Below are 12101 nucleotides of genomic sequence, written 5' to 3' on the forward strand. Positions count from 1 at the left end.
TAACGCTTCCTCAGAGGTTTGAGCTGTCCATTTTCTCCAGCTCCTCGAGTATTCTCTGGAACTCCTCAGCCTTCCCTTGCGTTACAACCCTCTCAGGTCTGAAGGGGCAGTCGCAGTAGGGATATTCCAAAAAAGCTTGATACGTCCCGATTTCCCTCGCTATCTTAACTATCTCCTCCTTATCCATTCCCAAAAGCGGTCTGTGTATTGGAAAGCGAACACTCATGGTCTCAAAGTAAAGGTTAGCCAACGTCTGGGAAGCCACTTGGCCAAGAGAATCACCCGTCACAATACCCAATGCACCTTTTTCTTTCGCTATCTCCGCTGCTCTCCTCAGCATTGCTATCTTACACACGACACACGTCCATTCTCTCATATTGAGTCTGTTTAATGCCACAACATATGCCTTCAAAACTTCAAAGTGGTTCTCCACGATGAGCTCAATGTCCCTTGGGGAGTAATCATTGAGTATTTCAACGGTCTTCTCAACAACTTTCCTCGCATTTTTTCCTTGGTCGAAGTGAACCGCTATAATCTCTGCTCCCCTTTTCATCATAAGAAATGCTGCCACTGGAGAATCAATGCCGCCGCTTAAAAGGGCAACAACTTTTCCTTGGGTGCTTACAGGAAGGCCGCCAACACCTTTGATCTTTTCAAAGAAAACGTAGGCCTTTTTCTTTATAATTTCAATGCCTATTGTGAGCTCTGGATTTTCCAGATCAACTTTCCAGCCGAATTCTTTCACAACAAATGCTCCAATTTCCCTGTTAACTTCAACAGAAGTTTTGAGAAAAGTCTTATCTAATCGCTGGGTTTCCACTTTGAAGCTCTTTGGATTCAGACCTTTCAAGGCTTCTCTTAAATAGTTCGGCACTTCCTCGTAGCTCATCCCTCTCGCTGGTGAAACCGAAACAACACCCGGAACTTTTGCAATGATTTTAGCAGCTTCATCAGGAGCATCAACTAAAATCCTTCCTCGAATTAGCTCTGCTTTTGCTTCAATCCCTTTTCTTCTTAAAGCAGCTAAAATGTTCTCCATGAGCTTCTTCTCAAATTCTCTCCTTCTCCCCCTTTTTACTGCTATCTCACCATAGCGAACTAGTATCATCTCAACCACCTAAATAACGTGCAAAGAAGTTTTTAGCTTCTTTTTCGTCTTCTGCTCCTCTAACTACCATCCTTCCGCTCTTAAAGATTAGAATTTCAGCATAGTCATCCTCAAACTGTATGAACTGCGAAGTCTTGAGGTATTCCTTACCCAGAGCTTCAAGCCTCTTAGCCAGCTCATCAAGGTTTACAGACATCTTCTCAGGTGGTGTTACTTGGATTGAGCCGTCGCACATCCTCTCAATTTTCATCTGCTTTTCCAAGAACGTGAAGTTGTGCCTAACGCAGACTTCACAGTCATCTCTTCTTGGAATCTCTATCTTCTCAAAATCTAAGGTCTTTGTATCAAAGAATATCATCTCACTCTTCACTTTCTCTCCCAAGAGAATTTTCACAGCTAAGGCAACAGCTAGTGATGCAGCCAAAGGAGGAACATAGCTCATTATTCCAGCGACTGCACAAGTAGGCATAGGTCTTGAGGGCAGTTTGGGCATCAGACAGCGGAAGCAGGCAGTCTTCCCTGGGATTATTGGCATTATATTGCCATAAGTGCTTAAGACTCCAACATAAATCCACGGTTTGCCGTTCTTAACGCAGTAGTCGTTTATGACTTGGCGCGTGTAGATGTTGTCTGTTCCGTCAATAATCAAGTCAGCTTCATCCAAGAGGCTTACAGTTGATGGATTTAAGTCCTCAAAATAACCCTTAACGCCGAATTTTTCCTTTAGAACTTCAACCTTTGGTTTTTCCACATCTTCTTCGTCATAGATAGTTCTCGGTAGGTCATTGTAATCCACAAAGTCCCTATCAACGACTATAATCTCACCAACGCCCACTTTTTTCAGAAAATAAACCTCCCAGCTCCCAAGAGCACCAGCACCTACTACTGCAACTTTAGATTTCATGAGCTTCTTTTGACCTTCTAAACCGATGATTGGGAAGTGCCTCGAAAATATCTCCATTCTCATCACCTGAAGTCCACTCGTTTCTTTTATTTATGAAGTTATCCTCACAAATTTGTGTAATCAACTTAGATCTTAGATTCCACATTTTGGCAACTTTTATTTGAGTCAGCTTTTCAATTTATCAAAATAGGAATACTGTAATTTAGTCCATGCACAACTCATATAATCTAAAGATTAACCAAAAGAAAAGAAAAAATTCAGCCTCCCGCTTGAAGGAGAAGATTTGGAAGCTGCGGCTGTCTCTGGCCGAGCTCCTGGTCAAGCATGAAAAGCACTTGCGGACTGTCCTTTGCAAACTTGAGCTTATCAACAATCTTCTTGACGTTAGCCTCTTCTTCGACCTGTTCGTTTATGAACCACTCAAGGAATGCCCTCGTTGAGTAGTCCTTTTCCTCCTCTGCTAAAGCTGCTAACTCGTTTATGCACTTACTTATGAACTGCTCATGCTTGTATGCAGCCTCAAATGCTGCCAGCGGGGATTCCCACTCCTTTGGCGGCTGCTCTATCACTTTCAGCTCTACCCTACCATTTCTGTCATAGATGTAATTGTAGAATCTGAGTGCATGTCCAAGCTCTTCCTCAGCTTGTGCCTTCATCCAGTTAGCGAAGCCTTCTAAGTTAAGATCCTCAAAATAGGCTGCCATTGCAAAGTATAGATATGCAGAATACAGCTCCCTGTTGAGCTGCTCATTTAGGGCTTTCAACATTCTTTCGCTCAGCATTTTCATCACCATTTATAACTAAAACGCGTGGGGGGTATATAACGTTATCCCTAGCAATTGAAGATATTGAATTGTGGATTAAATGGAAGACTGTTGAGTTTTAAGACGTTTCACAATGAATTAAATCATATCCCAACTTTTAGAGAAGTAGAGAATTGGACAAGTAAAGCATTATTTATATAAGCCACTCTACTCAAACCAATAATATGCATGAAATTGAAATTAACGGCAGAAAAATTAAATACGAGCTCATTTTACGGCCTGTTCGCTATGTAAGGATTTACATTCAGCCTGAGGGTTATCTGAGGATAGTTTCCCCAACTCAGAATGTAAAGCCCCTTCTAAAATCAAGGGAAGGATGGATTTTAAAAAATCTTGAAAAAGTTGAGAAGGGTAAAATATTAGCATCTCAGGGGTTTCCCCTTTTTGGAAAATTTTATGAGATCTGGGAATGTCAAAAAACTAAAATTTTCACTGATGTCATTTGTGTTTCAAATCTTGAAAGTCTGAAAAGAATTATCAAGAAAGAGCTTAAGAAAAAGGTCGAGGAAATAATTGAGAAAAGGGCAGAACAAATTGGGGGAAAACCAAATAAAGTGTTTATTAGAGTCCAGCGAAATAAATGGGGAAGCTGTTCATCAAAAAGAAACCTAAGCTTGAACATAACACTCGCAGCCCTCCCAGAAGAGCTTTTGGATTATGTGATAACCCATGAGCTTGCCCATCTAGTGGAGCTGAACCACTCCAAACGCTTCTGGAAGCTTGTAGCAAAAGCTCATCCCGACTATAAGAAGAAGAGGGAAGAGCTAAAGCTGTGGTGGGTAATCGTTAATAATAACGAGCTGTGGAAAAAGATTTTGGGTGAGTAAAATGAGGGTAATAATCCTGGGCTCTGGCTCATACAGCGGTACCCCCAAACCTTTATGCAACTGTGAAAACTGCGTTAGAGCAAGGAAATATCCGCAATACAAAAGGACTAGATTTTCAGTCTTCATTCCGGAAATAAAGGCACTAATTGATCCCTCACCAGATTTGCACTATCACCTAGAGCATTTGAATATGGAAGTGAAGAAGGTCTTCATAACCCATGCCCACTTTGATCACATAGCTGGGCTCCCAGAGCTACAGATTTTCAAGGAGATCAAGTTTTATTCCCACGAATACGCAGTAAATGTTGCAAAGCATCTGCAAGAGCTTTTCTTAGGTGAGAGAGACTGGAGGTACATATCCTTAGAATTCAACCGCTGGTATGACTTTGGATTCAAAGTTTATCATTTTCCAACAGTGCATCAACCAATAGAGGTTGCTGGGGGATTTGTGATTGAAATCGGAAAGAAAAGAATTGCAGTTACTGGAGACACAGGACCAGAGATTCTAAGCGATAAAAATGCCATAGAAGTCATGAAAGGAGTGGATCTACTCATAGCAGAGATGACCCATAAACAATCAATTCCCAAGACTCACTTAGGCGTTGAAGATGCAATAACGCTGGCCCAAAAAGTTGAGGCTAAAAAGACAGTTTTTGCTCACATAAGCCACAGCAACTACACTCAAGAAAAGCTTGAAGAGTTAGTTAGAGAGCATGGCTACATAATTGCAAGGGACTTTATGTATGTGGAGATTTAAAAAGAAAAAATCACTCCCCAATAGCTTGTAGAATTACTCTCCTCCTTCTCGGTCTTACATCAAGCTCAACGAAGAATATCTGCTGCCAGATGCCCCTCATCAGTTCACCATCAATGATTGGCAGGACTAATGATGGTCCGAGCAGAGAAGCCCTCAGATGAGAGTGAGCATTGTTATCAATCAAATCATGCTTGTATCCTTGTCCTCTTGGGACGAGCTCTCTAAGTATTCTCTTGAAATCCTCAAGGAGTCCACTTTCATGTTCAATCGTTACAACTGCTCCCGTTGCTCCCGGGACAAATATTAAAACTTGTCCATTGGTTATTCCGCTTTCTTCAACGAATCTTTCAACTTCATGGGTTATGTCAACGAGGTCAATTTCTCCTCTTGTAGAAAACTGAAGCTCCTTTCTTACCACTCTCATACCACCACCCCACAATAACTCCAACTCCAAAGCCTATTAGGTTTGCGACCATATCATAGTACGAGAAGCATCTCCCGGGAACAAAGAGCTGGAGATATTCAAGGACAATAGGCAACGCGAGAAGAAAAGCCCTATCATACCCCAAAATTCCCAAAATTAGAAACTCTAAAAAATGTGCAATTTTATCTCCTCCGCTTATGGGGGATGTTGGCACGCTAGGAGTTAAGTTAGCATAGATGAGAAAAAGCAAGTAGGTAATGAGAAGCTTTTTCCTCATAAATAACTCTCCAGCTTTTTCACTTTTTCAACAACCTCAATTGGATCTCTTCCAAAGATGTAAACGCACGGCTCAATTCCAAAGGCTCCTTTGTCTATCACCGCATCTAAGATACCTTTTTCTTTAAAAAGCTGGACTATTAGCTCAACAGTTTTGTCCTCATCCCTCTTCTTTTCTTCTATGCTCTCCACTTTAAACCCTGCTTTTCTGAGCGCTTTATCAATGTTTTCATCGAATTTTATATTAATGACACTTCTTATTTCTGGAGCAACCTTTGAGAGTTCAAGAAGAATCTTTGCGGTATGCCTGCTCACACCAAATTCTGGTGGCAAAGCAAAAGCCTTTCCCTTTACAACTGTTATTCTCCCCGGAACTGCTGCCACATCACTAAAATCTTTAGATTCTGGTAAAGCGTAAGCTATATTGCTCCTAATTTCGGGAATTAGCTGAAGGAACTTATCATCTTGCAAAAGCTCGCTCAAAGCCAAATTCAGCCTTTCTAAAACTTCACTCCTTGAGGGTATTGCCATAAAAATTTCCTTGCAGATTGATTCGTCAATTCCAGCATACTCTGCATAATATTTGCAGAGAAATCCGCTCTGAAAAAGCTCAAAAAACTTTCTTGCTGTGAATTTTATAATTTCCTCTTTTTTGGCACCATAAATTATGAGCTTTGCAATTTCCTCAGCAATTTCTTCAATTTTTTCATCTAATTCATTTTCTAACTTTTTATATTTGCCAGCTAAATACTTACTGACCATCGCTTGAGTTATTCCTAAATAGTCAGCTATTTTTGCTTGGGTAAATCCTTCCCTATAGAGCCTTTGGGCAACTTTAGCCCTTAAGTTGGGCATTATTTCCTCAACCCAGAATACACATGGTGTTTTCATTTTCCCTCCCATTCTTGATTTTTAAAACCCGGTTATAAAATTATCTCTCCCATAGTTATAAACAGATTTATGTCAAAGATGCTTTTGATTATGAACGTCACAGCAAAAAGCTTGGGAGAAACGATATTGTAAAAGTTAAAGGTTGGCAAAAACGTCACAGCAAAAAGCTTGGGAGAAACGATATTGTAAAAGTTAAAGGTTGGCAAAAACGTCACAGCAAAAAGCTTGGGAGAAACGATATTGTAAAAGTTAAAGGTTGGCAAATCTTTGAATTTTTCAATTTTTGCCTGTGATATGGAATCATCAGTGTACCAAAAGCTTTATATTGCCCCCAGCTCTTTTTCCTATGGGGAGTAGTATGAGACTGACAAGGATTTTCATCATATCGATAATTCTCATGCTGTCCCTAGGCTGCATCTCTGTCGAGACATCCTTTCATTTCCATAATCACAACTATCCAATCAAAGTTTTTGTTCAAATCGAGGAAGAAGATGCCATTTTTGAGTTTGCAAAATTTGAGCTGACGGTTGGTAATGTAACTATTGATAAGCTGAACACCCCAGTCTTTGTTGGAAGAGTAAGCGAAAATAATGGAGAAGTTCCAATAATTTTCACTGTGAAAGGAAGTCTCACAAACTGGTACGGAAAGAAAATCAAAATAAGAGAGCTCCTATCATCATCCTTCAATGCAACAGGAAATGATAAAATTTTGATAACCTTAAAAATCTATAGGGAAGAGGGCACATTTAGGGTTAAAATTGATGAAAAGAAGTCCGGAATCATTGGAAGAGACGTTCCAGAAGAAGTCTTTTTAAATCCAGAGGAAGTTCTTCTGCAGAGAGCTAAAGGAACAAAGTTCTATGAGGAGCTGATAAAAGAAATCGAGAAGAACAAAGCGATAAGAGATGAACTGCTGGAAAAATACGAAAGAACGGAAAATCTGACGTATTTAAAGAGTTACAGAGACTCTTTTTATGCTATCAGAGTTTTTGGAGAGCTCGCAAAATGGAGAGAACTAAATGAGGTTGAATACAAAATTCTCTTGACAGAGTTAAAGGCAAACAACGCTTACTATTCCTATTACCCCTCTCCCCCCAAAGATTTCTCTGCACTTGTTTTTTCTGATGACTCCCCATATTATTCAACACTCAAGATCAAGGATTCATTCAATTCCTCCTTACCTTTTATATATTACACGGGCAGAGGCTTCAACCTCTATCCAGTAACAGCCATCCATTGGGCTGAAATGTACTTTCAAAGAGAACAGAATAAAAAAGCTCTCCAAATCTTAAAAGAGCTCAGCCAATATGCCCAATACGGGGAATACATGAGAGAAGAATATGTACTCTTCAAGAATTATTTTCACTTTGAAAATGCTTCAGTCCCCTGGGTTTCTGGATATGCTCAAGGCATGGGCGCTGGGGTTTATGCAATAGCTTATAACTTAACAGGCAATGAAACCTACTTGAGAATAGCTAAGAGCCTAGTGAACTCCTTTGACTTGCCGTTGAACATGAATGGCTTTGTTTCACACACAAAATATGGAGACTGGTATCTTGAATACAACTACAACTCAAATGAGCTCGTTCTAAATGGGCACATCATAGCTCTGCAGGGACTTTACTATTACTGGCAGATAACTCATGATGAAAAAGCTTGGCAGCTTTTCCAAAACGGAGTTCATGCTGTAAGAAATGCACTCCCGATATTTGATACCGGCTCGTGGTCGAAATATTCAAATATTCATGGAGATGCCAGCGAGTTCTACCACCGTTTACATATTAGACTCTTGAAGTGGCTCTATGATGTTACTGGGGATAAATATTTCCTTGAATATGCAAGAAAATGGAACGACTACCTCATGATTAGAGGTCTGAAACCAGAAAAGATTTAGGTGAGCAGATGAGGGAGAAAGCTTTAATCTTGGTCTTTATGTTACTGACTTCTTCTCTCTTTGCTATATATGAAAATTCAGAAAACCGAATTTTGGCTCAAACCGAGGATACAGAACTTATCACTCTTCTCCAAGAAAACGAGAATGTTATGATTGATAACTTCATAGCATTTCTCAGCACTATGAATCCTCTCCATCTAATCTCAAGCTTTGAGGTTTCTTATCCCCTTTTAGTGTTTTCAAAGGTAGAGTTAACCCCAGAGAGAAATAAAATCTTAAAAACAACACTAAGAGCAAACAATGAGTTCTATTCCCACTATTTATCGCCACTCAAAAGCTTCTATGCAGTCTCATTTGTAGATTCCGCACCATATAATAGCGTATTTCTTGCAAACTCAAGCTTTAAAAGTGCCCTGCCCTATGTACACTACAACTTTAGAGGATTAGTTCTTTATCCAGTTACAGCACTCCACTGGGCTGATGTTTATTTTCAGATAGGTAAAGAAGAGAAAGCTCTAGAAATATTAAGGGAACTTCAGTCATATTTAGTCACAAAGAATTACCAGGGATTAGAATATGCAGTTTTTGAAAACTATTTTCACTTCGAGAACTCTTCAATTCCCTGGATTTCAGGCTATGCTCAGGGACTAGGTGCTGGCTTGTATGCAAGAGCTTACAACATTACAAAAAACGAGAGCTACCTAAAAACTGCTCAGCTCTTAATGAACTCATTCAGAGTTCCCTACAGTAAAGGAGGATTTGTTGTAAATTCAACTTATGGACTTTGGATTTTGGAATATGCCTACAACTCAAATGAGCTTGTGTTGAATGGACATATAATAGCCCTCCAAGGTGTTTACTACTATTGGGAAATTACAAACGATACCTATGCAAAATGGGTTTTTGATGAAGGAGTAAAAGCTGTTGAAAAAGCTCTTCCAGACTTTGATAAAAACGGATGGAGCTTGTACTCAAACATTCATGGCAGAGCGATGAAAAATTATCACGAACTCCATATTCAGCTTTTGGAATGGCTATATGAAAAAACAAAAGATGAAAAATTCAAAGAATACGCAGAAAGATGGAGGAGATCACTCCAAAATGTGAGGTAGCGCTCTAATCACGGGCAGACTTATTAGGATTCCTCCAATTACATCCACGGCACTTTGAATTGCATTTGGAATTGCTATCACAAGCCAAAATGGAATGTGGAACCACTCTTCAATCTTTGGGATAACTTGCTCCCTTGGAATGCCGAGCCATATTGGAAGTGCATAATAATAGTTCAGTCCAACCATGAGGGGTATTCTAATCGTAATGCTAATCAGATAGGCAGAAACGATAAATACAATGAGCTGCTTTTCTGTGTAGCTCTCTGGATTGAATTTTGTAAGTTTTTTCGCTATCTCAAGACCTAAGATTACACTGAGCGTTGCAAAGAACTTCATGCTGGCACCGAGCCATGAAGATGGAGCCACTATGCTAAGTCCAACAAAGAGTAATGCCAAAGATATCAAGGAACTTGCAAAGCCTAGTAAGAGGTAAACAACAACTATTGGGATTGCAACTAAATCTATCGTCATCCCCCACTGAGTAGGCACCTTGAGTGGAGAAACATTTAGCATTAAACTAAGAGCCAGCATTATTCCTATTAGAGCTATCTCCCTTGATTTCATTCACACCACCATTTCCAAGTTTGTTCCATAATTTATAAAATTTTGTTCCATAAATAAAACAATTGAATGGAACACATTTGAGAAGCAAATCCTTTATAGTTCCTTGAACGAGTTTTCATAGGTGGTTTGAGATGAGAATTCCAGAGGATGTTAGAAAGGACATCCCTCTTACACAGGAGGTCATTTACTTTGACAACACAGCTACAAGTTTAACCCCAATTCCAGTTGTTGAAGCCATGAACGAGTACTACCTCAAATACAGAGCAAACGTTCACAGAGGTGTTCACAGGCTTTCTCAAATGGCAACACACAAATACGAGGAATCAAGAAAAATTGTTGCAGATTTCATTGGTGCAAAGTTTGAGGAGATAGTTTTCACAAAAAACACAAGCGAGAGCTTAAACCTAGTTGCCCTTGGATTGGAGTGGAAGAAAGGCGACAAAATAGTAACAACACCTTATGAACATCACTCTGATTTGCTTCCTTGGCAGAGGGTTGCAAAGAAGTATGGAGCAAAGCTTGAAATTATTGAAGGGGATGATGAGGGAAACCTTGATCTAGCAGATGCCGAGAAAAAGATTAAAGGTGCAAAGCTTGTTGCAGTTCAGCACGTTTCTAATGCTTTAGGAGTCATCCATGAGGTTGAAGAGATTGGAAAGATGGCAAAAGAGGAAGGAGCTATATTTGTCGTAGATGCAGCCCAAAGCGTAGGGCACATGGAAGTTGATGTTAGGAAGCTTCATGCTGACTTTTTAGCTTTCTCCGGCCATAAAGGACCACTAGGACCAACAGGAATTGGAGTTCTGTATATTAACGAAGAAATGTTCGACATCTTTGAACCCCCATTAATAGGCGGAGGAACCATTGAAGATGTTGATCTCTGCTGTTACAAGCTTACAGCTCCTCCAGAGAGATACGAAGCTGGTACTCCAAACATTGGTGGAGCAATAGGATTAGCGGCTGGAATTAAGTACATTGAAAAGATTGGGCTAGATAAAATCGAAAAGCAAGAACACAAACTTGTCAAAAGAACAACTGAAGGTCTAACAGAGCTTGAAATCCCATGGTACGGACCAAGAAGCTTGAAAAAACATGCTGGAGTTGTCAGCTTTAACGTGCCACCGTTGCATCCACATGATGTTGCCGCTATATTGGATGAGCACAACATAATGGTCCGCTCTGGACACCACTGTGCTCTACCAGTAATGAAGCGTTTGGGCATTAACGGAACAGTAAGAGCTTCATTCCACGTCTATAACAGCATTGAAGAGGTCGAGACGTTTTTAGGTGTCTTGGAGGAGCTCGTTAAAAGCTTGCGTTAGCCTTTTCTCTTTTAACGGCTAGTTCATGATAATCTTTTTATCTTCCTCCCCTAAATTTTTGTCTGGGTGATTCTCATGCTCATTGCAAAACCATGCACAAGTATGAAAGCCATAAACATAACTCCAGAGGAGAAATATGACATTGATATGGAAGAACTCTGTGAGTGCTTAGCTGAGAAAGGATTTCAAATAAAAAGAGTTACTCGATTCTTGGCTTTAGTTAAGAAAAAATATGATATAAGTGTGTTTCCGAGCGGGAAAATTATTGTAAAAGACACTGATGACAAAGATGAAGCATTAAAAATAGCAAAGGAAATTTATGAATGTATGGAACCGTATAGGGTGATTTAATGTTTACAAAGGAATTTATTGCAGAAAAAGTTAGAGAAATTCGAAAAAGGTATGGCTTTGAGGATGTCCCCTTTTTTATTGATGAAGTTATCTATGACAGCGAAGGGGATAAGCTGTTCATCATAGCAAGAGACAGAAGCGACAAGAGCGCAATTATAGGCAACAGCTTCGTGATTGGGAAGCTCAGAGAAGAAATTGGGGTGAAACAAGTTACTGTATATTCCAAGCTTGATTTGTTGATTAAGAAAAAAAGAATTAAAGAGAACATTAAAAGAATTGAAGGCACGCATTTGGAGTTTCTAAAACCTATACTTGAAGCAGAGCTTAAATTTCCCCCAAGAAAATGGCCAGAACTTAAGGATAATGGGAAAGCCCTAGTCTTCCTGAGCTTCAACGCTAAGGTGATGATCGGCTTTGCAGAAAAAGTTGGGTTGACCCCCGTGAAAGTTGGAATTAAATATGCTTTTCCGAAATGGGAATACGAAACAATTGAAGGCTCACCAAAAGAAGTTCTATTTCCAGATGACGAAAAATTAGTAGAAATTGCAAAAGAAAAAAGTTTGAAAATCATAATCTCTGACTTTCCTTTTGATTTGAAGCTTAAAGAAGATATTGCACTTTTAAATCCCCTCCGATTTTTGCACATGGGTTTCTTTGAGGCGAAGTATTTCCTTGGCTTTGAAAAACCTGTGATCTTTGACAAAAATGCTTTAGTTGATTTTGTAATCAGCTATGTTTATGATGGTCTCATGGAGTCAACCGATGGTGCGAACTTGATCTGGAGAGGCTGGAGAAAGTAAAACATCTGCAAAGAGTTTAAAAGCCCATAATTAGCCCTCTTCGTTTT

15 protein-coding genes are annotated in these 12101 nt (G+C 39.7%); 7 read left to right on the top strand and 8 right to left on the bottom strand.

What is annotated here, in order from left to right; translation table 11 throughout:
* Positions 1-10: 10 nt before the first annotated feature.
* From thiI to TES1_RS07390, 3 genes are all read right to left on the bottom strand, one after another.
* Positions 11-1108 carry a tRNA uracil 4-sulfurtransferase ThiI gene (gene thiI / locus TES1_RS07380; RefSeq protein WP_042681541.1) on the bottom strand — a complete coding sequence of 366 codons (1098 nt, stop codon included), beginning with the start codon at positions 1106-1108 and terminating at the stop codon, positions 11-13.
* A gap of 1 nt (position 1109) precedes the next feature.
* Positions 1110-2075 (bottom strand): ThiF family adenylyltransferase, encoded by a 966-nt coding sequence (locus TES1_RS07385; RefSeq protein WP_042681543.1) that lies wholly within the window; start codon positions 2073-2075, stop codon positions 1110-1112.
* A 194-nt stretch (positions 2076-2269) separates the two neighbouring features.
* Entirely contained in the window at positions 2270-2794 is a 525-nt protein-coding gene (locus TES1_RS07390; RefSeq protein ID WP_042681544.1) for a ferritin, read from the bottom strand.
* A gap of 206 nt (positions 2795-3000) precedes the next feature.
* Between TES1_RS07390 and TES1_RS07395 the strand changes: the two genes are divergently transcribed.
* Together TES1_RS07395 and TES1_RS07400 are read left to right on the top strand one after the other, a co-directional pair.
* Positions 3001-3663: a M48 family metallopeptidase gene (locus tag TES1_RS07395; protein WP_042681546.1), complete on the top strand. Its 663-nt coding sequence runs from the start codon at positions 3001-3003 to the stop codon at positions 3661-3663.
* Between the two features lies 1 nt (position 3664).
* Positions 3665-4420 (top strand): MBL fold metallo-hydrolase, encoded by a 756-nt coding sequence (locus TES1_RS07400; RefSeq protein ID WP_042681548.1) that lies wholly within the window; start codon positions 3665-3667, stop codon positions 4418-4420.
* 10 nt (positions 4421-4430) lie between these two features.
* Here the strand turns inward: TES1_RS07400 and TES1_RS07405 are convergent, their stop codons facing one another.
* The 4 genes from TES1_RS07405 to TES1_RS10985 are packed head-to-tail and all read right to left on the bottom strand — an operon-like array spanning position 4431 to position 6226.
* Positions 4431-4844: a secondary thiamine-phosphate synthase enzyme YjbQ gene (locus TES1_RS07405; RefSeq protein ID WP_042681550.1), complete on the bottom strand. Its 414-nt coding sequence runs from the start codon at positions 4842-4844 to the stop codon at positions 4431-4433.
* On the bottom strand, positions 4795-5121 hold the full coding sequence (locus TES1_RS07410; protein ID WP_042681552.1) for a VanZ family protein: 327 nt from the start codon (positions 5119-5121) through the stop codon (positions 4795-4797). Before TES1_RS07410 ends, TES1_RS07405 begins: the two co-directional genes overlap by 50 nt.
* Positions 5118-6011, bottom strand: coding sequence for a thiamine-phosphate synthase family protein (locus TES1_RS07415; protein ID WP_042681554.1), 894 nt, complete (start codon positions 6009-6011; stop codon positions 5118-5120). The genes TES1_RS07410 and TES1_RS07415 overlap by 4 nt, the downstream gene beginning before the upstream one ends.
* A 32-nt stretch (positions 6012-6043) precedes the next feature.
* Positions 6044-6226 carry a hypothetical protein gene (locus TES1_RS10985; RefSeq protein WP_158505958.1) on the bottom strand — a complete coding sequence of 61 codons (183 nt, stop codon included), beginning with the start codon at positions 6224-6226 and terminating at the stop codon, positions 6044-6046.
* A 143-nt stretch (positions 6227-6369) separates the two neighbouring features.
* Here TES1_RS10985 and TES1_RS07420 point away from each other — a divergent pair, with 143 nt between their 5' ends.
* The gene (locus TES1_RS07420; RefSeq protein WP_042681556.1) at positions 6370-7905 is read left to right on the top strand and encodes a D-glucuronyl C5-epimerase family protein; all 1536 of its coding nucleotides are present in this window, start codon (positions 6370-6372) and stop codon (positions 7903-7905) included.
* Between the two features lie 8 nt (positions 7906-7913).
* Positions 7914-9017, top strand: coding sequence for a D-glucuronyl C5-epimerase family protein (locus TES1_RS07425; protein ID WP_042681558.1), 1104 nt, complete (start codon positions 7914-7916; stop codon positions 9015-9017).
* On the opposite strand, the gene TES1_RS07430 is transcribed toward TES1_RS07425, so the two are convergent.
* Positions 8997-9581, bottom strand: coding sequence for a membrane protein (locus tag TES1_RS07430; protein ID WP_042681559.1), 585 nt, complete (start codon positions 9579-9581; stop codon positions 8997-8999). The two genes, TES1_RS07425 and TES1_RS07430, sit on opposite strands and share 21 nt — an antisense overlap.
* Before the next feature lie 131 nt (positions 9582-9712).
* On the opposite strand from TES1_RS07430, the gene TES1_RS07435 reads away from it, so the two are divergent.
* From TES1_RS07435 to TES1_RS07445, 3 genes are all read left to right on the top strand, one after another.
* Entirely contained in the window at positions 9713-10903 is a 1191-nt protein-coding gene (locus tag TES1_RS07435) for a cysteine desulfurase (protein ID WP_042681561.1), read from the top strand.
* Between the two features lie 75 nt (positions 10904-10978).
* A complete protein-coding gene (locus TES1_RS07440) occupies positions 10979-11254 on the top strand; it encodes a hypothetical protein (protein WP_042681562.1) in 276 nt (91 codons plus the stop codon).
* Positions 11254-12054, top strand: coding sequence for a hypothetical protein (locus tag TES1_RS07445; RefSeq protein WP_042681564.1), 801 nt, complete (start codon positions 11254-11256; stop codon positions 12052-12054). The genes TES1_RS07440 and TES1_RS07445 overlap by 1 nt, the downstream gene beginning before the upstream one ends.
* The last annotated feature ends 47 nt before the right edge of the window (positions 12055-12101 follow it).

This window comes from Thermococcus paralvinellae (assembly GCF_000517445.1).
Classification (GTDB): Archaea; Methanobacteriota_B; Thermococci; order Thermococcales; family Thermococcaceae; genus Thermococcus_B; species Thermococcus_B paralvinellae.